This is a genomic window from Cupriavidus necator A5-1 (genome assembly GCF_000744095.1).
Classification (GTDB): domain Bacteria; phylum Pseudomonadota; class Gammaproteobacteria; order Burkholderiales; family Burkholderiaceae; genus Cupriavidus; species Cupriavidus necator_A.
Map to the genome: position 1 here is coordinate 3300092 of NZ_JQLI01000008.1, position 23338 is coordinate 3323429.

Genomic DNA, 23338 nt, shown 5'->3' on the forward strand with positions numbered 1-23338 from the left:
GTCAATGGATCCGACGGCAGTCCGCGCCTTACCGGCGCGGACTGCCGCTTGTCCTGTCGCGCGCGCCGCCGGTCACGAGACCCGCTGCGCAATTTGCCGCACGACCAAGGATCATGCTACCGGATTCGGCGCCGACCGTACCGACAGGTGTACGGCAGCGCGCATTGGATGCCTGTCAGCCAGGCTGGTACCCGTAGACGTCGCCGTCGCGGGTCTGGATCACCAGGGTCTGGCCCGCCACGACCGGCGCGGCGGTGATGGCGCTGCCATCGGTCTTCATGCGCGCGATGACTTGGCCGTCTTCGCGCGACAGGAAGTGAACATAGCCTTCAAAGTCGCCCATCACCAACGAGCGGCCCAGCGCCAGCGGCGCGCCCAGACGGCGGTTGCGCAGCTCATCGTTCTTCCAGCGTTCGTTGCCATTCTGGCGGTCGAAAGCATGCACCACCGACTGTTCGTCGCTGGCGTAAAGTGCAGTGTCATCCTGCGCGGGACCGCTCGGCGACGAGAAATCCTTGCCCCACTGCGGCTGGCCGCTGGACAGCTCCAGGCAGGCGACGCGGCCCTGGAAGGTGGTGGCGCAGACCTGGCGACCATTCACCATCGGCTGGCCGGTGACGTCGTTCAGGCGCTCGATCTCCGAAACGCCCTTCGGGTACGAAATCGTGCTTTCCCAGCGCAGCACGCCGTTGCCCGGCGTCAGCACGCCCAGCTTGCCGCCGGGGAACCCCATCACGATGCCGTCGCCGGCGAACACCATGCCCATCGCCGCGCGCAGGTTCAGCGGCGTCTGCGAGCGCTGGTAGATCCAGCGGCGCTCGCCGGTCTCGGCATCCAGGCCGAACACGCGCGTGTCGGTGGTGCGCACCACCACCAGGCCGTTGCCGACCAGCGGCGCCGACAGCACCTCGCCATTGACCTGCTTCTTCCAGACTTGCTTGCCGCTGGCGTCGAAGGCGTAGACCGCGCCCTTCTCGCCCGCGACTGCGGTCACGGAGCCGTCGCTGCCCGGGCCCGAGGTCAGGTCCAGGTCAGTCTTGGCCTTCCACAGCACGCGGCCGGAGGCACCTTCCAGCGCCATCACGTTGCCGTTGTTGGACGACACGTAGACGTTGTTGCCCGCCGCGGCCGGCTGCATCGAATACGGGCCGCTCTTGCCCACATCGGCCTTCCACGCCTGGCGCACCGTCAGCGTGCCCGACACCGGCTTGAGTTGGGCGGGCGGGTGCTTGTTTTCCTTGCTGAACAGCGCGCAGCCGCCCAGCGCGGCCAGGCAGGCGGCAGCCACCAGCGCGCGGGCCATGGTGCGGGCAGGCTGGCGATGTACGGCACGGGAAAGCACTGACGTCATAAGGTTTCGATCCTGGTTTTACGGTCCGCTGGTTTTACGGTGATTGGCTCAAGTCGAGGGCGGCCCGCTCAGGCCGTGCCCAGCGCATCGAGCTTGAACTGAATGATCTGGCGCATCGCCGGCTCGGCCTCGCCCAGCTTGTCGAGCGCCTTGCGGTAGGCCACGCGCGCATCGTCGCGCTTGTCCTGGGCGGCGAGCAGGTCGCCGCGGCGGTCGGCATACAGCGCCACGAACGCTGCCGGCGGTTCATCCTTGAGCAGCGCCAGGCCCTTGTCGTAGGCCTTCTCGTCCAGCAGCACGCCGGCCAGGCGCACGCGCGCCAGGTGCGAGTATGCTTCGTCGCCGTGGTCGATAGCCCATTGCAGCTGGCTCTTGGCCGCGGCCAGGTCGCCCGCGTCATACAGCACGCGGCTTGCGACCAGCGCGCTCATCTGGCCATAGGCGGTGCGGCCGTACTTGTCTTCCAGGTCCGTCGCGGCGCGCTTGATGCGCTCGATGTCGCGCGCCTCGGCGGCCTTGAGCACCTGCTCGTACAGCACCGCGGCCTCGCCGGCCTGCCTGCGCTCCCAGTACTTCCAGCCGTTCCAGCCGGCGAACGCCAGCAGCGCGACGATCAGCACCCAGGTCAGCGCATTGCCGTACTGGCGCCACCAGGCCTTCAGATTCTCAAGCTGTTCCTGTTCTTCTAGATCGTAAGCCATGTCGAGGCAATCACCTGCGTTGGGTTGGGTACTCGTGTACTGGGGTTTTCCGGCTGGCCAGCGCGCGATTTATTCGCTGGCGCCGACCATGGCGTCGATCAGGTAATCGACCAGTTGCTCGGCCGGCACGGTGGCCTGTTGCCCACCGCCTTCGGCCTGCTCGCGCTGGCGAAGTTCCTTGACCTGGATCACGCCGGCGGCAACTTCGTCCTCGCCAATGATAACGGCATAGGCCGCGCCACTTGTGTCGGCGCGCTTCATCTGCGACTTGAAGCTGCCGCCCTTGCCGTCGGCGCTGGCGTGCAGCACCACGTCCAGGCCGGCGTCGCGCAGGCGTTCCGCGGCGATCATCGCCTGCTGCGCGGCGGCCTCGCCCTGGTGCACCAGGTAGACGTCGCAGCCCACCGCCTCGGGCACCACGCCCTCTTCGCGGATCAGCTCGATGATGCGCTCGATGCCCATGGCCCAGCCGCATGCCGGCGCGGACTTGCCGCCCATCTGCGCGATCAGCGGGTCATAGCGCCCGCCGCCGGCGATGGTGCCCTGCGCGCCCAGCTTGTCGGTGATCCACTCGAACACCGTCAGGTTGTAGTAGTCCAGGCCGCGCACCAGGCGCGGGTTGATCTTGAACGGAATGTTGTTGGCCTTGAGCAGGCGCTGCACGCCCTCGAAGTGCGCCAGCGACTCTTCGCCCAGGAAATCGATCAGCTTGGGCGCGTTGGCCGCCATTTCCTGCAGCGCCGGGTTCTTGGTGTCCAGCACGCGCAGCGGGTTGGTGTACAGGCGGCGCTTGCTGTCGTCATCCAAGATGTCCCGGAACCCTTCCAGGTACTTGATCAGCTGCTCGCGGTGGGCGGCGCGCTCATCGGCCTGCCCCAGCGAATTGATCTCCAGGCGCACGCCGGTCAGGCCCAGGTCATCCCACAGGCGCTGGCACATCAGGATGATCTCGGCGTCCACGTCAGGGCCGGCAAAGCCCAGCGCCTCGGCGCCGAGCTGGTGGAACTGGCGGTAGCGGCCGCGCTGCGGGCGCTCGTGGCGGAACATCGGGCCGGTGTACCACAGGCGCTTGGGGCCGTCGTACAGCAGGTTGTGCTCGATGGTGGCGCGCACGGCCGCGGCGGTGCCTTCCGGGCGCAGCGTGAGCTGCTCGCCGTTGAGCGAATCGGTGAAGGAATACATCTCCTTCTCGACGATGTCGGTGACCTCGCCGATGCCGCGCACGAACAGCTGCGTGTGCTCGACGATCGGCGTGCGGATCTGCTGGTAGCCGTAGGCACGCAGCATGGCGCGCGCGGCATTCTCGAAATGCTCCCACAGCGGCGCGTCCGCCGGCAGCATGTCGTTCATGCCCTTCACGCCCTGCAGGGCCTTGGCGGGGCGCGCTTTCTCCCCGGCCTTCTGCTCGGCCTTCAGTTCGGTCTTCTCACCGCCTGCGGCGGCCACGTTCTCGGATTGCGTCATTCTGTTCTTGTCAGGCTTCTGGCACCCGGCCGGTCCGGCTCAGGCTGCCACTTCTTTGTCGGCCCGCGCAGCGCCCGGGCCGTAATGCGTGCGAACGTATTCGTCTACGATCGCCTGGAATTCCTCGGCAATACGCTCGCCGCGCAGCGTCTTCACCTTGACGCCGTCGACGAACACCGGCGCCGCCGGCGATTCGCCCGAACCCGGCAGCGAGATGCCGATATTGGCGTGCTTGCTCTCACCCGGGCCGTTGACGATGCAGCCCATCACGGCCACGTCCATTTCCTCGACGCCCGGATAGGCGGTCTTCCATTGCGGCATCTGCTCGCGCAGGTAGGCCTGTATGCTGGCCGCCAGCTCCTGGAATACCGTGCTGGTGGTGCGGCCGCAGCCCGGGCATGCAATCACCATCGGGGTGAAGTTGCGCAGGCCCATGGTCTGCAGGATCTCCTGCCCCACGTACACTTCCTTCTCGCGCGGCGCGCCGGGTTCCGGCGTCAGCGAGATGCGGATGGTGTCGCCGATGCCTTCCTGCAGCAGCACCGACAGCGCCGCGGTCGAGGCCACGATGCCCTTGCTGCCCATACCGGCCTCGGTCAGGCCCAGGTGCAGCGCGTAGTCGCAGCGCCGCGCCAGTTCGCGGTACACCGCGACCAGCTCCTGCACCTGCGACACCTTGCACGACAGGATGATCTGGTCGCCCGGCAGGCCGATCTCCTCGGCCTTCTTTGCCGAATCGATGGCCGAGGTGATCAGCGCCTCGATCATCACGCTCTGCGCCGGCCACGGCTCGGCGCGCCCCGCGTTCTCGTCCATGATGCGCGCCAGCAGGTCCTGGTCCAGGCTGCCCCAGTTCACGCCGATGCGCACCGGCTTGTTGTAGCGGCACGCCATCTCGATCATCTGCGCGAACTGCGTGTCGCGCTTGGCGCCCTGGCCCACGTTGCCGGGGTTGATGCGGTACTTCGACAACGCCTCGGCGCAGGCCGGAAAGTCCTGCAGCAGCTTGTGGCCGTTGTAGTGGAAGTCGCCCACCAGCGGCACATCCACGCCCATGCGGTCGAGCTGCTCGCGGATCGACGGCACCGCGGCGGCCGCCTCGGGCGTGTTCACCGTGATGCGCACGATTTCCGAACCCGCGCGCGCCAGTTCCTTGACCTGGATCGCCGTGCCGATGGCATCGACCGTATCCGTGTTGGTCATCGACTGCACGCGTACCGGTGTGCCGCCGCCGATGGTCACCACGTTATCGCCCCACGCGACGCGCGCCTGGCGCGTCTGGCGGCGCGGCAGCGGACCGGGCAGGACAGGAAGACAGAGCTGTTGGTTCATAGCGTTACCACTTTGCAAAGACGCACCTCGCCGCACCTTGCGCGCCCGCGTCAGGGCAGCGTGAGGCGCGCCACGTTGTTGCGGTTGGCTGCCTTCAGGTCGACCGGCTCGCCATTGCGGGTCATCGACTCGATGCCCTTGACGTTGCCGATCACCACCTTGTACGGGGGCGTACCGCCGCCGGCCACGGACTGGCCGGCCTTGGCGTTACCGCCCAGCACCACCTTGCCGTTCTTGTCCCGGATCTCATACCAGGTGTCGGCAGCAAAGCGGATCTGCAGTTCGCCCGCGCCTGCTGCGGCCGCCGGTGCCGCCGCCGCTACCGGCGCCACGGGGGCCGGCGCAGCGGCAGGCGACGCAATGGCCGCCGATGCCGTTGCAGCAGGAGCCGCCTGGACCGGCGCCGCCACGGCGCTGGCGGGCACTGTCTCGGCGGACGGCGCCGGCGAATCGGCCCCGGCCATCACCGGCGGCAGCGCCGCCGTGACCGTGCCGGGCTCCGTGCCCGGCGCGGCTGCATGTTCTTCCGCCGCCGGGGTCTCGGCCGCGGCGCTGCGCGTTTCGATCCAGTGGCGGATATGGTCCAGCCCGAACCAGCCGCCCGCGGCCAGCCCCACCGCCACCAGCGCCAGCCAGATCCAGCGCCCGCCCGTGCCGCCGGAGCGGAATCGGTTGCGGTCGTCGAAGGCCGCGTTGATGCCGCCCTCGCGCTGGCGTGCGATTTCCGCCACCTGCACCACCGGGCGCGGCTGGAAGCGCGCCAGCAGCGGGTCGATATCGACATGCAGCATGCGCGCATAGGCACGCATCACGCCCTTGGCGAAGGTCACGTCGGGCACCGCCTGGAGATCGCCGGCTTCGATCGCGCGCAGCTTGGTCGCCGCCACCTTCAGGCGCGCGCTGACGTCTTCCACCGACATCCGCTGCGCCTCGCGCTCGCGCGCCAGTGCCGCGCCGATCTCGCGCGCGGCGGCTTCGCGGTCTCCTTCGTGCGCGCCCCCGCCGACGTGTTGCGTCGGTACGGCCTGGCCTGCGGCGCGGTCGTGCTCACTCATCCCATGCTCCTTGTTCGTAGGCGGTCAACTCACGCGAATCGGGGAAACGGCTGCGCAGTTGCGCCCCCAGCGCATCCTGCGTGCGGCTGTCGCCCTGACGGTGGGCAATGCGCGCTCCCAGCCAGAGGGATTGCGCACTGACAAACTGGCTGCTGTTGACGCGCTGCGCATACTGCCGCGCCTGCGCGAAGTCGCCGCGCCGGTAATAGACCAGCGCGAGGTTGGTGTTGGCCACCGGGTTGTTGCGGTCGTAGCCGAGCGCGGCCTTCAGGTTCTTTTCCGCTTCGGCGCTGTTGCCGCGGCGCAGCTCGCACGCGCCCAGGCTGATCATCGGCTTGCCCGGGCCGCCGGCGGACGGCGCCGACGCGGCGCGCTGCAGCATCGGCACGGCCTCGGCATAACGGCCTTCCTGGCACAGGAACCAGCCGTAGTTGTTAAGCAGGTCACCGTCGTTGCCGCGCATCGACACCGCGGTGCGGAAGCTGTCGTCGGCGAGCGCGCGTTCGTTCATGTTCATGTAGACCAGCGCGCGCACATGGTAGGCATCGGCCAACGACGGATCGACGGCGATGGCCTGCTTGATCTCGTCAAGCGCGACCGCGTTCTGACCGGCCTCGAGATAGTTGGTGGCCAGCTGCAGCCGGATGCCGGCGCGGCGCCTTGCATCGGTCTGGTCGGAAGCGGTCTGCAGATCCTGCGCCGGCGTATGCGGCAGCTGGCAGCCGGACAACATCAGCAGCCCGAACAGGGCCGCAGCGATCAGACGGATCATGCAGGGCGAGCCTCCCGAGACTGGCCGGCGGCAGTGACCGGCACCAGTGGCGTGATCTTGCCGAACTTGCCGCGCTCGGCCAGGCGGGTGCGGTCCTTCACTTCCCCGGCCAGCTGGCCGCAGGCAGCGTCGATATCGTCGCCGCGGGTCTTGCGGATGGTGGTCACGATCCCCGCGTCCATCAGCACCTGCGCGAAGCGCCGGATCTGTTCGTTGTTGGAGCGCTTCAGGCCCGATTCCGGGAAGGGATTGAACGGGATCAGGTTGAACTTGCACGGCACGTCGGCCACAAGCTTCAGCAGTTCCCGTGCATGCTCGACGCCGTCGTTGACGCCATCCAGCATGCAGTATTCGAAAGTAATGAAATCGCGCGGCGCGAATTCCAGGTAGCGGCCGCATGCCGCCATCAGTTCGGCCAGCGGGTACTTCTTGTTCAGCGGCACCAGCACGTCGCGCAGGGCGTCGTTGGACGCGTGCAGCGACACGGCGAGGGCCACCGGCAGATCCTGGGACAGCCGGTCCATCATCGGCACCACGCCGGAGGTGGACAGCGTCACACGACGGCGCGACAGGCCGTAGGCGTTGTCGTCGAGCATCAGGCGCATGGCCGGCACGACGGCATCGTAGTTCAGCAGCGGCTCGCCCATGCCCATCATCACCACGTTGGAGATGACGCGGTCATCCTTGGGTCCGCGGCCCAGCTGCTCGCGCATGGCGAACTCGGCCATCCACAGCTGGCCGATGATCTCACCGGTGCTGAGGTTGCGCGAGAAGCCCTGCTTGCCGGTCGAGCAGAACCGGCAGTTGACGGCACAGCCAGCCTGCGAGGAAACGCACAGCGTGCCGCGCGTTTCCTCGGGGATGTAGACCGTTTCCACCGCGTTGCCCTGGCCCACGTCGAGCAGCCACTTGCGCGTGCCGTCGGCCGACAGGTTGTCGGTGATGACGGCAGGCGCGCGGATCTCGGCCCGCGTCGCGAGCTTTTCGCGCAGCGACTTGGCGAGATCCGACATGGCGTCGAAGCGGCTGGCACCGTAGTGGTGGATCCAGCGTTGCAGTTGCCGCGCACGGAACGGCTTCTCGCCGAGCTCGCCGCAATAAGCGGTGAGCGCGTCCGCGTCGAGGTCGAGCAGGTTGACGAGATCGTTCATGATGGCAAACTCAGCTTCGGTGTCAGTCTAGACGTGGCAGCAATGCCAGACAATCAGCGGCTGTAGACGTTCATGGCCGGGAAGAAGAATGCCACTTCCACGGCAGCCGTTTCAGCAGCGTCCGAGCCGTGCACGGCGTTGGCGTCGATGCTGTCGGCGAAGTCGGCGCGGATGGTGCCCTTGTCGGCCTTCTTCGGGTCGGTGGCGCCCATCAGGTCACGGTTCTTGGCGATGGCGTTTTCACCTTCCAGGGCCTGGATGATGACCGGGCCGGAAATCATGAAGTCCACCAGGTCCTTGAAGAACGGACGCTCCTTGTGGACAGCGTAGAACTGCTCGGCTTCGCCGCGCGACAGGTGCACCATCTTGGCAGCAACGATCTTCAGGCCGGCGGCCTCGAAACGGGCGTAGATCTGGCCGATAACGTTCTTGGCCACGGCATCCGGCTTGATAATCGACAGGGTGCGTTCGATCGCCATGAAAAACTCCGAAAAATGAAGGGGTTACAAATGGATTAAACATGCGATTCTACCACGAAGACTATGACGCTTTCGAGGGTCTTCCCCGCTCTGGCGCGAGTCTTGCCGGTGTGGCGGCGCCGGGCGGCATCAAGTAACACGAAGCGCACATTACATCCTTGTCATGTCTGGAACGCGACGGGCCTGGGCGCGTCCAGCGTGAGCGGCGGCCAAGTCGCGCGAAGCACGGTTGGGGTGTCTTCTGGGTTACCCCACCCTTGCAATTCGCCCGCCCAGATGCCACATTGACGATGGTTCCGTCCGGAGTCGATCCGAATGATCGGATTCCCGGCGCCTCACCGTTTTGAGACAGGAGTCACCATGGATAACAAGCTGAATACCTACGGTTTCGGCAACAGTGCGTCGACCGTCACTGACGTCGTCGTTCGCAACCGGGTCTTGCGCAACACTTACTGGCTGCTGGCCCTCTCGATGATCCCCACCGTGCTCGGCGCGTGGATCGGCGTGGCCACCGGCTTCAGCTTCATGGCGGGCAGCCCCGGTCTGTCGCTGATCCTGTTCCTGGGCATTGCGTTCGGGTTCTTCTACGGCATCGAGAAGACCAAGAACAGCAGCATGGGCGTGGTCCTGCTGCTGGCCTTCACGTTCTTCATGGGGCTGATGCTGTCGCGCCTGATCGGCGCGACGCTGCAGTTCTCGAACGGGCCGGCGCTGATCATGTATGCCTTTGGCGGCACGGCGGCGGTGTTCGGCACGATGGCCACCATCGCCACGGTCAGCAAGCGTGATTTCTCGGGCCTCGGCAAGTTCCTGTTCGTCGGCGTGATCCTGCTGATCCTGGCCAGCGTCGCCAATATCTGGCTGCAGCTGCCCTCGCTGATGATCACGGTGTCGGTGATCGCCATCGGTATCTTCTCGGCGTACATCCTGTTCGATGTGCAGCGCGTGGTGAACGGCGGCGAGACCAACTACATCACCGCCACGCTGGCGATCTACCTGGACGTGTACAACGTCTTCGTCAACCTGCTGGCGCTGCTGGGCATCTTCGGCGGCAGCCGCGAGTGACGGCAAACGCCGCAGCATGAAAAACCGGCCTGTTGGCCGGTTTTTCTTTGGGCGCCCGCTCGCGGATGGGCCGGATCAGCTGCGGTCGAACACCGCGATCGACTCCACGTGCGAGGTGTGCGGGAACATGTTGACCACGCCCGCGCCGCTCAGCCGGTAGCCGGCCTCGTGCACCAGCAGGCCGGCATCGCGCGCCAACGTCGCAGGGCTGCACGAGACATAGACGATGCGCTGCGGCAGCACATCGCTGCCCTGCTGCGCCAGTTCGCCCAGCGCCTTGCACACCGCCAGCGCACCCTCGCGCGGCGGATCCACCAGCCAGCGGTCGAAGCGGCCCAGCGCCGCGATATCTTCGGCGGTGACCTCGAACAGGTTACGGCAGGCAAACTCGGTCTTGTCGGCCAGGCCGTTATATCCGGCATTGGCCAGCGCGCGCGTGGTCAGCGCCTCGCTGCCCTCGATGCCCGTCACCGACTTGCCCTGCGTTGCCAGCGGCAGCGTGAAGTTGCCGATGCCGCAGAACAGGTCGAGCAGCCGGTCCTGCGGCTGCGCGTCGAGCAGGCGCAGCGCGCGGCCGATCAGCACGCGGTTGATCTGGTGGTTGACCTGGGTGAAGTCGGTCGGCTTGAACGGCATGCGGATGCCGAATTCCGGCAGCGTGTAGGCCAGTTCGACGTCGGTCGGGTAGAACGGGTAGACCGTGTCCGGGCCCTTGGGCTGCAGCCAGAACTGCACCTTGTATTCGTCGGCAAAGGTGCGCAGCAGGTCCTTGTCGGCATCGGTCAGCGGTTCCAGGATGCGTAGCACCAGCGCGGTCACTTCCTGGCCGACGGCCAGCTCGATCTGCGGCATGCGGTCGCGGATCGACAGCCCCGCCACCAACTCGCGCAGCGGCACCAGCATCGCCGATACATGCGGCGGCAGGATCTCGCAGCGGGTCATGTCGGCCACGTAACTGCTCTTGCGCTCATGGAAGCCGACCAGCACGCCGCCCTTCTTGACCACATGGCGCACGGTCAGCCGCGCGCGGTACCGGTAGCCCCAGTCCGGCCCGGCGATCGGGCGGAACACCACGTCCGGCTTCACTTTCGACAGGTGCCACAGGTTGTCTTCCAGCACGCGCTGCTTGATCGCGAGCTGCGCGCGCGAATCCAGATGCTGCATCGAGCACCCGCCACAGACGCCGAAATGCTGGCAGCCCGGCTTGACGCGCATCACCGATTCCTGCCGGATCTCGACGAGATGGGCCTGTTCGTAGCTGGGCTTGCGGCGGAAACTGCGATAGCTGACGGTTTCGCCGGGCAGCGCGCCTTCGACGAAGATCACCTTTCCGGGCGTGCCGTCCTCGTTCACCAGGCGGCCGACGCCGCGGGCTTCCATGTCGAGGCTCTCGATCGACACGACTGGGTCCGCTGCTGGCGTGCCAGTGTTAGCGGCAGCGCGGCCACGGGACTCATTTGCGACGGGAGCCGCACTTGCCTCGGCAGCGGCGGGCGCCACTGCAGGCGTTTCTTGTGGGGAGGACACGACTTGGGACACCAGATAAAACCTGACGTATTGTTTTGCGAAAGCGGGATTGTATGCCAGTCCGGGTCCGTGCCGGTGGCAGCGTCCCGACGATCCGAAGGAGACGGCAAATGGAACTGATTTCGTGGAATATCCAGTGGGGCCGCGGCGCCGACGGACGCGTGGACCTGTCCCGACAAATCGAGACCATGCGTGGCATCGCCGACGCCGACGTGATCTGCCTGCAGGAAGTCACACGCGGTTTCGGCGAATTGCGCGGCGCCCCGGGCGAGGACCAGGTGGCGGAACTGACCGCCCTGCTGCCAGGCTATCACATGCTCTATGCACCTGGCGTGGACCGCCGCACGAGCAGCGGCGGCCTGAAGCAATTTGGCAACCTGATCGCCACCCGCCTGCCGGTGCGCGAAGTCTTCCGCCATGCCCTGCCGTGGCCGGCGGACCCGCAGGTAGCGTCAATGCCGCGCGTGGCGCTGGAAGTGACGGTCGAGGCCGGCGCACATCGGCTGCGCGTGATCTGCACGCACCTGGAATATTACTCGGCACTCCAGCGCGCCGCCCAGGCCGAAGCCTTGCGCGATTGGCACGCCCAGGCTTGCGCCCACGCGCGCCGCCCCGGCCGCAGCGAGAATCGGCCGGGCCCGTTTACGCCCGAGCCGCGCCCGACAGAAGCCATCCTGTGCGGCGACTTTAACAGCAAACCCGACGATATCGCCTATCGCCGCATGCTGGAGCCGTTCGACGACGCCACCCAGCCATGGCGCGATGCCTGGCTGCACGCGCATCCCGGTCAGCCGCACGCGCCGACCTGCGCGATGTACGATAAGGAGCAATGGCCGGAGCCGCCGTTTACCTGCGATTTCATGTTGGTGACGGAGGACCTCACCGCGCGCATCCGGCGCTGCGAGGTCGATGCGGATACCGCCGACTCGGACCACCAGCCGATCCTGCTGTCGCTGCATCAGTAACGCTGGACGTCGTGACTGCGGGTGCCGGCGGCGCTGGCACCTTCAGTCTTCGAGGTCTTCCGCTTCCGGGGTGAGACGCTGCAGCCGGAACGCCTGCAGGTATTCCATCCACTGCTCGCCCGGCAGCTCGGCCAGCGATTCCTGGACGAATTCCATCTCGACGTCGAACTCGCGCGGCGACAGCCCGCCGCGCATCAGCTGGAAGCGGCAGTACATCAGGTAGGTGTTGACGACGTCGGTCTCGCAGTAGGCGCGGATCTCGTCGAGCTGGCCAGCCTGGTAGGCCTGCCAGACCTTGCTGCCGTCCATCCCCATCTTGCCCGGGAAGCCGCACAGCTTTGCCAGGTCATCCAGCGGCGCGCTGGCGCGGGGCTGGTACATCGCCAGCAGGTCCATCAGATCCAGGTGCCGCATGTGGTAGCGGCTGATGTAGTTGTTCCACTTGAAGTCGCGGCTGTCGTCCTCGCGGCCCTCGCCCATTTCCCAGTAGCGCGGCGCGGTGACGCCGTTCACCAGGCCACGGTAATGCAGCACCGGCAGGTCGAAGCCGCCGCCGTTCCATGAAACCAGTTGCGGGCTGTAGCGCGCAATCAGTTCGTAGAACTTCTGGATCAGCGTGGCTTCGTTGTCTTCCGTGGTGCCCAGCGAGCCGACGTGGAACACCGCCGAGCCGTCGCGATGCGTGCGGCGCAGCACGCAGGAAATCGCGGCGACGCGCTGGAGGTAGTGCGGAAGGAAATCGCTGCCGGTCTTTTCGCGGCGGGCGGAGAACGCATGCTCGGCGACTTCGGCGTCGCTCATCGCATCGGGGTGGTCATGCAAACGGCGCAGGCCGGCGACATCGGGAATGGTCTCGATGTCGAATACCAGCACAGGGGTCATAGAACGGCGTCCTTCCTGACACCTTGCGAAGCGAAATGCCGCTTGAGCTTGACCAGCGCCTCCTGCTGGATCTGGCGCACGCGCTCGCGCGTGAGGCCCATCTCCTCGGCCAGCTCTTCCAGCGTGGCGGGCTCGATATGGTTGAGCCCGAAGCGGCGCTCTACCACGTAGCGATGCTTTTCCGACAGGCGCGCCAGCCAGAGCTTCATCAGCCCTTCCAGCTCGCGGTGCGCCACCTCCTGGTCAGGGGCGGCGTTGTGCTCGTCGGAGAGGAAATCCAGGAGGCTCGAGCCGGGATCGAGATCGAACGGCGTATCGAGCGAGGTGGTGTGTTCGTTGAGTGCCAGGACGTCCTGCACTTCGTCCGGCGTCTTGCCCAGCAGGTGGGCGATGTCTTCCAGGCTGGCGTCGCGCCCGTCGGTGCCGCCCTTCTCCAGATGGCGCTTGGCGCGCAGCACCTGGTTCAGTTCGCGGATCACGTGGACCGGCAGGCGGACCGTGCGCGCCTGGTTCATGATGGCGCGCTCGATGCTCTGGCGGATCCACCACGTGGCATACGTCGAGAAGCGGAAACCGCGCGACGGATCGAATTTTTCGATCGCGTGCATCAGGCCGAGGTTGCCTTCCTCGATCAGGTCCAGCAGCGGCACGCCGCGATTGAGGTAGCCCTTGGCGATGCTGACCACCAGCCGCAGGTTGCGCTCGATCATGACCTGGCGCGCGGCAAAGTCGCCGTCCTTGGCCAGCGTGGAGAAATGCAGTTCTTCCGGCGCGGACAGGAGCGGCTTGATGCTGATGCGGTTCAGGTAATGCTGGACGGTGTCGGCGGCCAACTCGGTATGCAGCACCGAGCGGAAGTCGTCATGCTCGGCGGCCGCGCCGTCGGTACCGTTCTCTGCCTCGCTCTCTTCCTCGTCTTCCGCGTCGTCATCGTCGTCATCGCGCAGATGGCGTTCGTTGTCGTCGGCGAGCAGATCCGCTTCGCGCAGGCCCACCGAAGCAGTGGTGGCGATTGGCTCGTCGGTAACGGGAATCAGTTCAGCAGCGAGATCGGGCTCGAAGGCTTCCGCATCGGCGCGCTCGGCGGAATGTGCCACACCAGCCTTCACTTCCGGCTGCTTGGGACGGCGAGCCCTGCTGACGGTTCCGGAGGAGACGGTTTTCTGGCGTGGCATGAACCCTCACTGTGGCGGCAGGTACCGCATCGGATCAACCGGTTTTCCGTTCTTGCGAACTTCGAAGTGAAGCTTCACCCGGTCGGTATCGCTGTTGCCCATCTCAGCAATCTTCTGGCCCTTCCGGACCGTGGATTGCTCTGTCACAAGCACCTTGTCGTTGTGCCCGTACGCAGTAAGAAATGTCTCGTTATGTTTGATGATGACAAGATTCCCGTAGCCGCGCAAGGGGCCTACGTGAATCACCCGCCCATCGTCCGCTGCCAGCACCGCGTCACCTTTCTTGCCCGCAATATCGATGCCTTTATTGGCCTTGTCATCGAATTTTGCAGCCAGTTGGCCGGTCGCCGGCCAGGCCAGCTTCATGGAACCGTCAGCCACCGCGGCGGACGGCGCGGTGGCGGCCGCAGCCGGCGCGACGGGCGCCGGGGCAGCCCCCGTGGGTGACGGCACCGGGGTGGCAGCGGGCGTGCCCACAGGCCGCGCCTGGTCGATCGGCTGCCCCTGCACCGTGCCCGGCGCCACCGGCATGGTGGTCACGCCGGGTGCAGTGTTGACGTCGGCACCTGGCGGCACGATGCGCAACAGCTGCCCGACTTCAATCTGGTTCACGTTGCTCAGGTTGTTCCACGCCGCCACATCGCGATACGACTGGCCGTTTTCCAGCGCGATACGGTAAAGGGTATCGCCTCGCTTGACCCGATAGTATCCGGGCGGCGCCGGCTCCTGCGACGCGGTGGCGGTGCCGGAAATGGTGGTACGGTCAACCACGGGGGCCGGCATCGGCGAATTGGCGCAGGCGGCCAGCAGGGCCGTCAGCGCGGAAGCGGCAAAAAGTTGTCCGGCGCGTGCGAAATATTGCGATTTCACGATGTTGTGCATAGTTCGACTCAGATGGTGCCCGATTTTAAGGGCACAAAGAAAACGGCTTCAAGCGCGGTTCGGTGAAAGCGATGGCGGTTGCGCCGCTCGATCAGCAGCAATTGCTGCGTGACGGTCTGGCCGGGCCCGCCCGCCGGCGGCACCACCGCCACCGGGGCGATCAACCGCCCGCCGATCGCCAGTTGCTCCAGCAGCGCCTCGGGCACCTCCATGCCGGCGGCGGCCAGGATGATGGCCGAGAACGGCGCCGCCTGGGGCAGCCCGAGCATGCCATCGCCATAGTGCAGGCGCAGGTTGGGCACGCGCAGCGGGCGCAGGTTGGCCTTGGCCTGCTCGTGCAGCGGCCGGATGCGCTCGATCGAGAAGACTTCGCGCGCCACCTGGCTCAGCACCGCGGCCTGGTACCCGCAGCCGGTGCCGATCTCCAGCACGCGCTCCAGCGGCGCGTCGGCCGCCAGCCCTTCGCGCAACAGCTCGATCATGCGCGCCACCACCGAAGGCTTGGAAATGGTCTGCTGGTGGCCGATCGGCAGCGCGGCGTCCTCATACGCCTGCGACGCCAGCCCCGGCTCGACGAACAGGTGGCGCGGCACCGTGGCGATAGCCGACAGCACGCGCTCGTCGCGGATGCCCGCGGCACGCAGCCGCCCGGCCAGCGCCACGCGCGCGCGCGCCGAGGCCATGCCGCCACCGCCGGCCGTTGCGGCCGAGGCGCGCTGCTCGACCTTGCTCGCGGGAGCCGGCACGGGCGCCGGCGCCGCGGTCCGCGGCAGCCGCGGCTTGGCGGGCTTGGGCGCGGGAGCCGGCGCGGCCGGCCGCGGCGTGCCGACCGCGGGCATGCCGGCGGTGCGCGCCGGTGCAGGCTTGCGTTCGACGACCGCGTCCAGCGGCAGAGGAAACTTGTTGCGAGGGGGCGTGGAACTCATCGGGGGCGCGACACAGCGGGACGGTGGCCTACTTCAGCCACTGGTCGAGCGCGTCGAGCTGCCCGCGGTGGGTCAGGTCGAGCTGCAACGGCGTCAGCGAGACATAGCCGGCCGCGGTGGCATGGAAATCCGTGCCTTCGCTGGCATCGCGCGCATCGCCCGCCGGACCGATCCAGTAGTTGGTGTCGCCGCGCGGGTTGACCTGCGTGATCACCGGCTGCGACGGATGGCGCTTGCCCAGCCGCGTGGCGCGATGCCCCTTGATATGTTCGAACGGCAGGTTCGGGATATTGACGTTGAGCAGGAACGGCTCGGCCGGCGGGCTGGCGATGATGCGCTCCACCACCGCGCGTGCCACGCGCGCGGCGGCGTCCAGGTGTTCCCAGCCCTTGTCGACCTGCGAGAAGGCCACCGAGGGGATGCCCAGCAGGTAGCCTTCGATGGCGGCGGCGACCGTGCCGGAATACAGCACGTCCTCGCCCATGTTCTGTCCCTGGTTGATGCCGGACACCACCAGGTCGGGTTTCTCGTCGAGCAGGCCCGTCAACGCGATATGCACGCAGTCGGTCGGCGTACCATTGACGAAGCGGAATCCCTTCTGCACGCCTTCGCGCGCTTCATAGATCGACAGCGGCCGCTGCAGCGTCAGGGAATTGGAGGCGCCGCTGTGGTTCTGCTCCGGCGCAATGACCGTGATACGGCCCAGCGGCGCGAGCGCGGCATGCAAAACGGCGAGTCCCGGCGCGAGATAACCGTCATCGTTAGCGAGAAGGATGTGCATGGCGCGATTGTACCTGAGCGGAACGTCGCAAGCGGCCCGCGGGCCGCCTCAGAATGCGCGTTTCTTGTGCCACGATGCGCCATTGGCAACGGCCGGCGCGGAACAGAACGATCGTGCTATTTCTGCGCTACACTTGCCCTGCCGCACCGCACGCGCTCAACTGGTGCGGGACGCTACCTATATCACCGGAGACATGATGAAAGCCGTACTGTGCAAAGCCTGGGGCCCGCCCGATTCGCTGACCATCGAAACCCTGCCCGACCTGGTGCCCGGCAAGGGCGAAGTCGTCATCGACGTGAAGGCGGCGGCCGTCAACTTCCCGGATGTGCTTATCATCCAGAACAAATACCAGGCCAAGCCTGAACTGCCGTTCAGCCCGGGCTCCGAACTGGCAGGCGTGGTCAATGCGGTCGGCGAAGGCGTCACCCACGTCAAGCCGGGCGACAATGTGATCGCCTACCTGGGCAACGGCGCGTTCGCCACCCAGGCCAAGGCGGCGGCGGCGTCGGTGGTGCCGATGCCGCCCGGCATCGACTTCGAGACCGCGGCGGCCTTCACGCTGACCTACGGCACTTCGCACCACGCGGTCATCGACCGGGGCGAGCTGAAGGCCGGCCAGACCATGCTGGTGCTGGGCGCCGCCGGCGGCGTGGGCCTGGCGGCGATCGAGATCGGCAAGGCCATCGGCGCGCGCGTGATCGCGGCGGCCTCGACCGACGAAAAGCTGGCGGTGTGCAAGGAGCACGGCGCCGATGCGCTGATCAACTACAGCACCGAAGACCTGCGCGAGCGCATCAAGGCGCTGACCGACGGCAAGGGCCCGGACGTGATCTATGACCCGGTGGGCGGCATCTATGCCGAACCAGCCTTCCGCTCGATCGGCTGGCGCGGCCGCTACCTGGTGGTGGGTTTTGCCAACGGCGAGATCCCGAAGCTGCCGCTGAACCTGGCGCTGCTCAAGGGCGCATCGCTGGTGGGCGTGTTCTGGGGCGACTTCGTGCGGCGCGAGCCCAAGGCCAACCAGGCCAATATGGCGCAGATGCTGGGCTGGATGAAGGAAGGCAAGATCCGCCCGCATATCTCGGCGCGCTATCCGCTGGAGCAGGCCCCGCAGGCGCTCAAGGACATGGAAGCGCGCAAGGTCACCGGCAAGATCGTGATCGTGCCCTGAGGGGCTTTGATGCATCGGCTCGCGCCAGGCGTGCGCCGATAAAAGAATGGCGCAGAGCGTGCGGCAACGCCCTGCGCCCGGCTGGGGCAACACGCCCCAAGCTGCCTGCCCTTCTTGTCGGCGCACCCCCTACGCCAGGCGACAGGCAGTTCCCAAACAGCCTCTGCGTCCGGCTCAGAACCGGTGCTGCAGCCCGGCCATCACGCCGGTCTGGTTGTTGGCGAAACCGACAAAATCGCGCGACACGCTGACGTTCTGGCCGTTGCGCGCCTCCGCATAACCCACCGACAGGTAGGCCAGCGTGCGCTTGGACAGCGCGTACTGGCCGCGCAGCGAGAACAGGATCGGGTCGGCGTTGCTGCCGCCCTTGATGTTCTGCTTGTAAACGGCGCCGTACAGCGTGAAGGCCGGCGTGAAGTCATAGCTGGCGCCGCCCCAGTACATGTCGCTGCGCTCTTCCGCAGCGGCGGTCGTGAACGTCTTCTTGTAGTTGCGATAGCCGGCAAACAGCTTCAGGTCGCCGAAGGCGTAGCTGGCGCCGGCGTGGATGCCCTGGATGTAGTCGGTGCTGTCGGCCGGCGTGGTGCTGCTGCCGGCGCCGTTCTGGCGATCCCAGGTCGCGGCCGCGGCGAACTTGCCGGCGCTGTAGCCCACGCCGAGCGAGTACTTGGACGAGCTCTTGAAATCGCCCGCCACTTCGCCCAGCGCCACCGTCGCGCCCAGCTTCAGGCCGCCGAAGCTGCCGTCATAGCGGATCGCATTCGATGCGCGCGAGAACAGCCCGTCCTTGCGGCCGCCGATCGCGGTCGACGAGGTCGCCCTCTTGAAGGCGATCTTCAACCTGGAAAGCGGCATCGCCATCGACACCGGCCGGCTCGACACCGACAACACGCTGTTCGACCGCCGCGCCACCGTGGGCCTGGCCAGCAAGTATGGCCAGGTGGTGCTGGGCCGTACCTTCACCACCACCTACGATTTCATGCTGCCGTTCGATCCGATGGGCTATGCGCCGGCGTATTCCAGTCGGTCAACCCGGACGCGATCGAGATCTATGTGCACCGGCTGCGCAAGAAGCTCGACGGCAGCGGCGTGGCCATCGTCACGCTGCGCGGGCTGGGCTACCTGCTCGAAACGCGCGCGGTGGCGGCCTGACTATTCACGCCGCCGCCATCGCGCCATGAAGCTCCCGCGCCAGACACCCAGCCTGCGGCTGCAGTTGTCGCTGTGGCTGCTGCTGCCGCTGATGGGCCTGCTCGCCTTCGATGGGTGGCTCACCTACGAGCGCGCCATGTCGGCCGCGCATACCGCCTTCGACCGCACGCTGGAAGCGTCGCTGCGCGCCATGCGCGAAGGCATTCGCCTGCGCGAAGGCCGGCTCGACGTCGACCTGCCCAACCTGGCGCTGGAGCTTTTCGACGACAAGGCCGGCCCGCATATCTACTACCGCATCCGCGACGAGGATGGCGCCACCGTGACTGGCTACGACGATTTGCCGATGCCGGGGCAGGCGCCGACGCAGCTGTACCGCACCGTATTTTATGACACCATGTTCCGCGAGCAGCCGCTGCGCATGGCGGCGCAACCGCTGCCGGTGCACGACGTGGGCTCGGCGCGCACGCGGCTGGTCTGGGTGCTGGTCGGCGAAACCATCGAGCCGCGCCAGCTGGTGGCGCGCGACATCCTGGTCGGCTCGCTGCTGCAGGAGCTGATGCTGGTGACGCTGGCGCTGGGCATCGTTTGGTTTGGCGTGCGCCGCGGGCTGCGGCCGCTGAACCGGCTCTCCGATACCGTCGCGCACCGCGGCACCCAGCTCGACCCGATCGAGCAGAAGGACCTGCCCGCCGAGATGAAGCCGCTGGTGCAGGCGCTGAACCAGTATATGGACCGGCTCTACCGCATGGTGCAGGCGCGCAAGCGCTTCTTTGCCGATGCCGCGCACCAGCTCAAGACGCCGCTGGCAATCATCCAGGCGCAATCCGAACTGGCGCTGCGCGAGCGTGACGGCGAACGCGTGCGCGAGCGTATGCGGCTGCTGCACGGCACCGTGCGCCATGCGTCCAAGGGCGTGCAGCAGCTGCTGTCGTTGTCGCGGCTGGAACCCGACGCGGGGTATGCCCCCGCGCTCAGGGCGCTGCGGCTCGATACGCTGGCACAGGGCGTGGCGCTGGAATGGGCGCCGGTGGCGCGCGGCAGCGAGGTGGATCTTGGTTTCGAAGACGAAGGGCCGGTGGAGATCGCGGGACAGGCCGAACTGCTGCAGGAACTGACCGGCAACCTGATCGACAACGCGATCCGCTACGCCGGCCGCGGCGCGGTGGTCACCGTGCGCGTGGCGCTCGCGGGCGGCATGCCGCTGCTGCAGGTGGTGGACAACGGCCCCGGCATCGCGCCGGACGAACGCGATGCGGTGTTCCGGCGTTTCTATCGGGGCGAAAGCGGGCAGGCGCTGGAAGGCACCGGGCTGGGGTTGTCGATCGTGCGCGAGATTGGTTGCACTCGGCGACGGTGGTGCTGGGGGATACGCCGGGTGGGGGGCTGACGGTGTCGGTGTGCTTTGGAGCGGCCGAGGAAGAGACCGAGCAGTTGGCAGCCGCCTGAGTTCCGAGCCTCAGGCTTTCAAACCGCTGTTTGTGTGCTCCCTCTCCCGGTTGCGGGAGAGGGGAGCAAACCGCCCGGTTCACTGGGCTCGCCAGCAGCCATGCAGCCCTTCCTGTCAGATCGATTGCTCAGAGCTTCTCCGTCTCCCCGCTCGTCGGCTGCCACCTCATCAGCCGCTTCTCGCCCATCCCCACCATCCAGTCCAGCACCAGCGCGAACGCCGTCAGCACCACGATGCCGGCAAACACGGTATTGATGTCGAAGGTCCCTTCGGCCTGCAGAATCAGGTAGCCCACGCCGCGCGCCGAGCCCAGGTACTCGCCCACTACCGCGCCGACAAATGCCAGGCCCACCGAGGTATGCAGCGACGAGAACACCCAGCTGGTTGCGCTCGGCAGGTACACGTGGCGCAGCAGCTGCTGCTGGTTGGCCCCCAGCATGCGCGCGTTGGCCAGCACCACCGGGCTCACTTCCTTGACGCCCTGGTAGACGTTGAAGAACACGATAAAGAACACCAGCGTCACCGCCAGCGCCACCTTGGACCAGATGCCCAGGCCGAACCACACCGCGAAGATCGGCGCCAGGATCACGCGCGGCATCGAGTTCATCGCCTTCACGTAGGGATCGAGGATGGCCGAGGTCAGCGGGCTCAGCGCCAGCCACAGCCCCACGCCCAGCCCCGCCACCGTGCCGATGCCGAAGGCCAGCACAGTCTCGATCAGCGTCACGCCCAGGTGCAGGTAGATATCGCGCTCGACGATAAACCAGTTCCAGATGCGCTGCGCCACCATCAGCGGTTCGCCAAAGAAAAAGGCAACCTGCTGCGAGCGCGTGGCCAGGTGCCACACGCCGAGGATCACCACCAGGACGAGCAGCTGCCACACGCGCAGCATGCCCTTGGAGTCGTTACGGAATGCCATCGTGAATTCAGGTCTTGTTGTGATGGGAAGGCTCAGGCCACCTTGAGCTGCTGGGCATAGCCCTTGAGCACTTCTTCGCGCAGCACGTCCCAGATCGCGGCGTGCAGTTCGACAAAGCGCGGGTGGTTGCGGATCTCGGCCACGTCGCGCGGGCGCGGCAGGTCGATCGCGAACTCGCCGATCGGGTGCGTGCCCGGGCCGGCCGACAGCACCACCACGCGGTCGCTCATGGCGATGGCCTCGTCGAGGTCGTGGGTGATGAACAGCACCGCCTTGCGCTTGGCGGCCCACAGTTCGAGCACCTCGTTTTCCATCAGCTGGCGGGTCTGGATATCGAGGGCCGAGAACGGCTCGTCCATCAGGATGATGTCCGGATCCAGCACCAGCGTCTGCGCCAGGGCGACGCGCTTGCGCATGCCGCCCGAAAGCTGGTGCGGATAGCGGTCGCCGAAACCGCCCAGGCCGACGCGGCGCAGCCATTCCTCGCCCTGCTGCACGGCCTCGGCGCGCGCCACGCCGCGGAACTCCAGGCCGGCGACGACGTTATCCAGCGCGCTGCGCCAGGGCATCAGCGCCTCGGTCTGGAACATGTAGCCGGCGCGCCGGTTGATGCCGCGCAGCGGCTCGCCGAACACGCGCACGTCGCCGCTGGAGGGCCCCAGCAGTCCGGCGCCGACATTCAGCAGCGTGGACTTGCCGCAGCCGGTCGGGCCGACCACGGAAACGAACTCGCCGGGCTGGATCGACAGCGTGACGTCCTTGACCGCGGTATAGCGCTGGCTGCGGTCTTCGCGCGAGACAAAGGTGCAGGTGACCTTGTCGAGGGCAAGTGCGGGAATGCTCATGGTGTACGTCTCGGTCCCGCCGTGGCGGCGCCGAGGGGCGCGGCGCGGGCGAGTGATGATGGATTGGCCGTCAATGCCGCAAAGCAAAGGCCCGCTGCGGGCAGCGGGCCGAAGATATCGACGGCAAGGGTATTACTTGTACTTGGCGTTGGCCTTCTGCACGAAGGCGTTGGTATAGGTCTCTTCCAGCTTGATCGACTTGCCCTTCAGCTCAGCGTCGAACTGGCTCAGCGCGTTCAGTGCGGTGCGCGGGCCATCGGCCGGCATGGTGCCGTCCGGCGAGATCGCTTCCTTGACCTTTTCCCACGCGGCCAGGTACAGCGCGCGGTCGCCCAGCAGGTAGCTTTCCGGCACGGTCTTGACGATATCCGACGGACCCGCCTTTTGCAGCCATTTGAGCGCGCGCACCATGGCATTGGTCAGCGCCTGCGTGGTGTTGGGGTTCTGCTGGATAAAGGCCTGCGACGCATACAGGCAGCCCGACGGCATATTGCCGCCGAAGACCGCCTGGGTGTCCTTGAGCGTACGGGTGTCCGAGGCGACGCGCACTTCATTCTTCTGCGTCAGCATCGAGATCACCGGATCCAGGTTGGCCATCGCATCGATCTGGCCCGAACGCATCGCGGCCACCGCGCCGGCGCTGGCGCCCACGCCGATGAACGACACGTCCGACGGCTTCAGGCCGGACTTGGCCAGCACGAAGTTGGCCATCATATTGGTCGACGAGCCCGGTGCGGTCACGCCGATCTTCTTGCCCTTCAGGTCGGCGATCGACTTGAAGTTGGGCATGGTCTTGTTCGACACCACCAGCACGATCTGCGGGGCGCGGCCCTGCAGCACGAACTCCTGGTAGCGCTGGCCCTTGGCCTGCAGGTTGATGGTGTGCTCGTACGCGCCCGAGACCACGTCGGCGCTGCCGCCCACCACGGCCTGCAGCGCCTTGGCGCCGCCGGCGAAGTCGACGATCTCGACGTCCAGGCCTTCTTCCTTGAAGTAGCCCAGGCGCTCGGCGATGGTCAGCGGCAGGTAGTAGAAGAGGTTCTTGCCGCCCACCGCGATGGTGACCTTGCTCTTCTCCGGCTTGCCCTGCGCCTGCGCATAGCCGAAGGTGAACCATCCGGCCAGGAACAGCGCCAGCGCGATCAGGAATTGTTTCCAGAATTTCTTGTTATACATGCGTATCTCCTACCCGTTTGGACTGGAACGGCAACGCGGCCGAAGCCGTGGCAAGGGGGCGCGCCGCCGTGCGGCAAGTTGCGATGCTACCGGACGGATCGCGGGTCCGCATCGGTATCA

At 66.8% G+C, this 23338-nt stretch carries 20 protein-coding genes and 4 pseudogenes; 6 read left to right on the forward strand and 18 right to left on the reverse strand.

Translation table 11 applies throughout. The features are described from left to right. Positions 1-175: 175 nt before the first annotated feature. The 8 genes from bamB to ndk all read right to left on the reverse strand — a co-directional run bounded on the left by bamB (position 176) and on the right by ndk (position 8305). Positions 176-1351, reverse strand: a complete 1176-nt coding sequence (gene bamB, locus K307_RS39345) for an outer membrane protein assembly factor BamB (protein ID WP_042886460.1) — start codon at positions 1349-1351, stop codon at positions 176-178. Between the two features lie 68 nt (positions 1352-1419). Beyond that, entirely contained in the window at positions 1420-2052 is a 633-nt protein-coding gene (locus K307_RS39350) for a YfgM family protein (protein ID WP_042886461.1), read from the reverse strand. A 69-nt stretch (positions 2053-2121) separates the two neighbouring features. Continuing rightward, positions 2122-3516 carry a histidine--tRNA ligase gene (gene hisS / locus K307_RS39355; RefSeq protein ID WP_042886462.1) on the reverse strand — a complete coding sequence of 465 codons (1395 nt, stop codon included), beginning with the start codon at positions 3514-3516 and terminating at the stop codon, positions 2122-2124. Between the two features lie 39 nt (positions 3517-3555). After that, positions 3556-4848 (reverse strand): flavodoxin-dependent (E)-4-hydroxy-3-methylbut-2-enyl-diphosphate synthase, encoded by a 1293-nt coding sequence (gene ispG / locus K307_RS39360; RefSeq protein WP_042886463.1) that lies wholly within the window; start codon positions 4846-4848, stop codon positions 3556-3558. Positions 4849-4898: 50 nt separating this feature from the next. After that, positions 4899-5903, reverse strand: coding sequence for a RodZ domain-containing protein (locus K307_RS39365; RefSeq protein ID WP_042886464.1), 1005 nt, complete (start codon positions 5901-5903; stop codon positions 4899-4901). Next, positions 5896-6675 carry a type IV pilus biogenesis/stability protein PilW gene (gene pilW / locus K307_RS39370; RefSeq protein ID WP_042886465.1) on the reverse strand — a complete coding sequence of 260 codons (780 nt, stop codon included), beginning with the start codon at positions 6673-6675 and terminating at the stop codon, positions 5896-5898. The genes K307_RS39365 and pilW overlap by 8 nt, the downstream gene beginning before the upstream one ends. After that, positions 6672-7826 (reverse strand): 23S rRNA (adenine(2503)-C(2))-methyltransferase RlmN, encoded by a 1155-nt coding sequence (rlmN, locus tag K307_RS39375; protein ID WP_042886466.1) that lies wholly within the window; start codon positions 7824-7826, stop codon positions 6672-6674. The genes pilW and rlmN overlap by 4 nt, the downstream gene beginning before the upstream one ends. 53 nt (positions 7827-7879) lie before the next feature. Next, positions 7880-8305 carry a nucleoside-diphosphate kinase gene (gene ndk / locus K307_RS39380; RefSeq protein ID WP_042886467.1) on the reverse strand — a complete coding sequence of 142 codons (426 nt, stop codon included), beginning with the start codon at positions 8303-8305 and terminating at the stop codon, positions 7880-7882. Between the two features lie 360 nt (positions 8306-8665). Here ndk and K307_RS39385 point away from each other — a divergent pair, with 360 nt between their 5' ends. Then, positions 8666-9370 carry a Bax inhibitor-1/YccA family protein gene (locus tag K307_RS39385; RefSeq protein ID WP_042886468.1) on the forward strand — a complete coding sequence of 235 codons (705 nt, stop codon included), beginning with the start codon at positions 8666-8668 and terminating at the stop codon, positions 9368-9370. Positions 9371-9445: 75 nt separating this feature from the next. On the opposite strand, the gene rlmD is transcribed toward K307_RS39385, so the two are convergent. Further along, on the reverse strand, positions 9446-10750 hold the full coding sequence (gene rlmD / locus K307_RS39390) for a 23S rRNA (uracil(1939)-C(5))-methyltransferase RlmD (RefSeq protein WP_042888028.1): 1305 nt from the start codon (positions 10748-10750) through the stop codon (positions 9446-9448). A gap of 257 nt (positions 10751-11007) precedes the next feature. Here rlmD and K307_RS39395 point away from each other — a divergent pair, with 257 nt between their 5' ends. Next, positions 11008-11862 carry an endonuclease/exonuclease/phosphatase family protein gene (locus tag K307_RS39395; RefSeq protein WP_042886469.1) on the forward strand — a complete coding sequence of 285 codons (855 nt, stop codon included), beginning with the start codon at positions 11008-11010 and terminating at the stop codon, positions 11860-11862. 42 nt (positions 11863-11904) lie between these two features. Here K307_RS39395 and K307_RS39400 read toward each other — a convergent pair whose 3' ends face one another. Genes K307_RS39400 through surE form a run of 5 tightly spaced genes read right to left on the reverse strand, consistent with a single transcriptional unit; the run spans position 11905 to position 16508 of the window. After that, the gene (locus K307_RS39400; protein ID WP_042886470.1) at positions 11905-12744 is read right to left on the reverse strand and encodes a 3'-5' exonuclease; all 840 of its coding nucleotides are present in this window, start codon (positions 12742-12744) and stop codon (positions 11905-11907) included. Then, positions 12741-13919, reverse strand: coding sequence for an RNA polymerase sigma factor RpoS (gene rpoS, locus K307_RS39405; protein WP_042886471.1), 1179 nt, complete (start codon positions 13917-13919; stop codon positions 12741-12743). Before rpoS ends, K307_RS39400 begins: the two co-directional genes overlap by 4 nt. Positions 13920-13925: 6 nt before the next feature. After that, positions 13926-14801, reverse strand: a complete 876-nt coding sequence (locus tag K307_RS39410; RefSeq protein ID WP_042886472.1) for a peptidoglycan DD-metalloendopeptidase family protein — start codon at positions 14799-14801, stop codon at positions 13926-13928. An 8-nt stretch (positions 14802-14809) separates the two neighbouring features. Continuing rightward, a complete protein-coding gene (locus K307_RS39415) occupies positions 14810-15727 on the reverse strand; it encodes a protein-L-isoaspartate(D-aspartate) O-methyltransferase (protein ID WP_042886473.1) in 918 nt (305 codons plus the stop codon). Positions 15728-15755: 28 nt separating this feature from the next. Beyond that, a complete protein-coding gene (gene surE, locus K307_RS39420) occupies positions 15756-16508 on the reverse strand; it encodes a 5'/3'-nucleotidase SurE (protein WP_042886474.1) in 753 nt (250 codons plus the stop codon). Positions 16509-16704: 196 nt separating this feature from the next. Here surE and K307_RS39425 point away from each other — a divergent pair, with 196 nt between their 5' ends. After that, on the forward strand, positions 16705-17679 hold the full coding sequence (locus K307_RS39425) for an NADPH:quinone oxidoreductase family protein (protein WP_042888029.1): 975 nt from the start codon (positions 16705-16707) through the stop codon (positions 17677-17679). A gap of 174 nt (positions 17680-17853) precedes the next feature. Here the strand turns inward: K307_RS39425 and K307_RS39430 are convergent. Then, positions 17854-18498: pseudogene (locus K307_RS39430) on the reverse strand (porin); the annotation flags it as partial. A 4-nt stretch (positions 18499-18502) separates the two neighbouring features. Here K307_RS39430 and K307_RS51275 point away from each other — a divergent pair. The 3 pseudogenes from K307_RS51275 to K307_RS39435 all read left to right on the forward strand — a co-directional run. Next, positions 18503-18701 (forward strand): annotated as a pseudogene (locus K307_RS51275) (porin); the annotation flags it as partial. After that, positions 18700-18831: pseudogene (locus K307_RS50155) on the forward strand (winged helix-turn-helix domain-containing protein); the annotation flags it as partial. The pseudogenes K307_RS51275 and K307_RS50155, both read left to right, overlap by 2 nt. A 25-nt stretch (positions 18832-18856) precedes the next feature. Beyond that, a pseudogene (locus K307_RS39435) lies at positions 18857-20277 on the forward strand (sensor histidine kinase N-terminal domain-containing protein). Positions 20278-20405: 128 nt separating this feature from the next. On the opposite strand, the gene K307_RS39440 reads toward K307_RS39435, so the two are convergent. From K307_RS39440 to K307_RS39450, 3 genes are all read right to left on the reverse strand, one after another. Further along, positions 20406-21197, reverse strand: coding sequence for an ABC transporter permease (locus K307_RS39440; RefSeq protein ID WP_042886475.1), 792 nt, complete (start codon positions 21195-21197; stop codon positions 20406-20408). A 32-nt stretch (positions 21198-21229) separates the two neighbouring features. Continuing rightward, entirely contained in the window at positions 21230-22042 is an 813-nt protein-coding gene (locus tag K307_RS39445) for an ABC transporter ATP-binding protein (protein ID WP_042886476.1), read from the reverse strand. 132 nt (positions 22043-22174) lie between these two features. Next, positions 22175-23218: an ABC transporter substrate-binding protein gene (locus tag K307_RS39450; protein ID WP_042886477.1), complete on the reverse strand. Its 1044-nt coding sequence runs from the start codon at positions 23216-23218 to the stop codon at positions 22175-22177. Positions 23219-23338 lie beyond the last annotated feature (120 nt).

Coding starts and splice junctions, on each gene's coding strand:
- surE (WP_042886474.1), bottom strand. CDS start 16,508: ATGCACATCCTTCTCGCTAACGATGACGGTTATCTCGCGCCGGGACTC.
- bamB (WP_042886460.1), bottom strand. CDS start 1,351: ATGACGTCAGTGCTTTCCCGTGCCGTACATCGCCAGCCTGCCCGCACC.
- rlmN (WP_042886466.1), bottom strand. CDS start 7,826: ATGAACGATCTCGTCAACCTGCTCGACCTCGACGCGGACGCGCTCACC.
- hisS (WP_042886462.1), bottom strand. CDS start 3,516: ATGACGCAATCCGAGAACGTGGCCGCCGCAGGCGGTGAGAAGACCGAA.
- pilW (WP_042886465.1), bottom strand. CDS start 6,675: ATGATCCGTCTGATCGCTGCGGCCCTGTTCGGGCTGCTGATGTTGTCC.
- ispG (WP_042886463.1), bottom strand. CDS start 4,848: ATGAACCAACAGCTCTGTCTTCCTGTCCTGCCCGGTCCGCTGCCGCGC.
- K307_RS39425 (WP_042888029.1), top strand. CDS start 16,705: ATGAAAGCCGTACTGTGCAAAGCCTGGGGCCCGCCCGATTCGCTGACC.
- K307_RS39385 (WP_042886468.1), top strand. CDS start 8,666: ATGGATAACAAGCTGAATACCTACGGTTTCGGCAACAGTGCGTCGACC.
- ndk (WP_042886467.1), bottom strand. CDS start 8,305: ATGGCGATCGAACGCACCCTGTCGATTATCAAGCCGGATGCCGTGGCC.
- K307_RS39400 (WP_042886470.1), bottom strand. CDS start 12,744: ATGACCCCTGTGCTGGTATTCGACATCGAGACCATTCCCGATGTCGCC.
- K307_RS39440 (WP_042886475.1), bottom strand. CDS start 21,197: ATGGCATTCCGTAACGACTCCAAGGGCATGCTGCGCGTGTGGCAGCTG.
- rpoS (WP_042886471.1), bottom strand. CDS start 13,919: ATGCCACGCCAGAAAACCGTCTCCTCCGGAACCGTCAGCAGGGCTCGC.
- K307_RS39445 (WP_042886476.1), bottom strand. CDS start 22,042: ATGAGCATTCCCGCACTTGCCCTCGACAAGGTCACCTGCACCTTTGTC.
- K307_RS39410 (WP_042886472.1), bottom strand. CDS start 14,801: ATGCACAACATCGTGAAATCGCAATATTTCGCACGCGCCGGACAACTT.
- K307_RS39395 (WP_042886469.1), top strand. CDS start 11,008: ATGGAACTGATTTCGTGGAATATCCAGTGGGGCCGCGGCGCCGACGGA.
- K307_RS39350 (WP_042886461.1), bottom strand. CDS start 2,052: ATGGCTTACGATCTAGAAGAACAGGAACAGCTTGAGAATCTGAAGGCC.
- K307_RS39365 (WP_042886464.1), bottom strand. CDS start 5,903: ATGAGTGAGCACGACCGCGCCGCAGGCCAGGCCGTACCGACGCAACAC.
- K307_RS39415 (WP_042886473.1), bottom strand. CDS start 15,727: ATGAGTTCCACGCCCCCTCGCAACAAGTTTCCTCTGCCGCTGGACGCG.
- K307_RS39450 (WP_042886477.1), bottom strand. CDS start 23,218: ATGTATAACAAGAAATTCTGGAAACAATTCCTGATCGCGCTGGCGCTG.
- rlmD (WP_042888028.1), bottom strand. CDS start 10,750: ATGGAAGCCCGCGGCGTCGGCCGCCTGGTGAACGAGGACGGCACGCCC.